Origin of the sequence: Enterobacter cloacae complex sp. GF14B (assembly GCF_004136805.1) — a bacterium.
Classification (GTDB): domain Bacteria; phylum Pseudomonadota; class Gammaproteobacteria; order Enterobacterales; family Enterobacteriaceae; genus Enterobacter; species Enterobacter hormaechei_C.
In genome coordinates this window covers 1-878 of sequence record NZ_QFRV01000387.1, presented here as the reverse complement: position 1 = coordinate 878, position 878 = coordinate 1, and the positions used below count along the sequence as shown (strand labels likewise).

Annotated in this window: 1 protein-coding gene; it reads right to left on the bottom strand. The window is 52.7% G+C overall.

Annotated elements, in window-relative coordinates; all coding sequences use genetic code 11:
* Positions 1-878, bottom strand: an 878-nt coding sequence (gene tuf / locus DD606_RS25755) for an elongation factor Tu (protein ID WP_129259560.1), incomplete at both ends; no start/stop codon positions are given.

Below are 878 nucleotides of genomic sequence, written 5' to 3'. Positions count from 1 at the left end.
TTGATGTTGTCGCCTGGCATTACCATCTCTACGCCTTCTGGCAGTTCGATGGTACCGGTCACGTCAGTTGTACGGAAGTAGAACTGTGGACGGTAGCCTTTGAAGAACGGAGTATGACGGCCGCCTTCGTCTTTGGACAGAATGTACACTTCAGATTCGAACTTGGTGTGTGGCTTGATTGAGCCTGGCTTCGCCAGAACCTGACCACGTTCGATTTCTTCACGTTTGATACCACGCAGCAGAACACCAACGTTCTCACCAGCACGGCCTTCGTCCAGCAGTTTGCGGAACATTTCAACGCCAGTACAGGTAGACTTCGCAGTCTCTTTGATACCAACGATTTCAACTTCTTCACCAACTTTGATGATACCGCGCTCTACACGACCGGTAACAACGGTACCACGACCGGAGATGGAGAATACGTCTTCGATTGGCAGCAGGAATGGCTTGTCAATCGCACGCTCTGGTTCTGGGATGTAAGAATCCAGGTAGCCAGCCAGTTCGATGATTTTCTCTTCCCACTCTGCTTCGCCTTCCAGCGCTTTCAGCGCGGAACCACGAACGATTGGAGTGTCGTCGCCTGGGAAATCGTACTGAGACAGCAGTTCACGAACTTCCATCTCTACCAGTTCCAGCAGCTCTTCGTCATCAACCATGTCGCACTTGTTCAGGAACACGATGATGTAAGGAACGCCTACCTGACGACCCAGCAGGATGTGCTCACGAGTCTGAGGCATAGGGCCATCAGTCGCAGCAACAACCAGGATCGCGCCGTCCATCTGCGCAGCACCGGTGATCATGTTTTTAACATAGTCGGCGTGGCCTGGGCAGTCTACGTGTGCGTAGTGGCGAGTCGGGGTGTCATACTCAACGTGAGA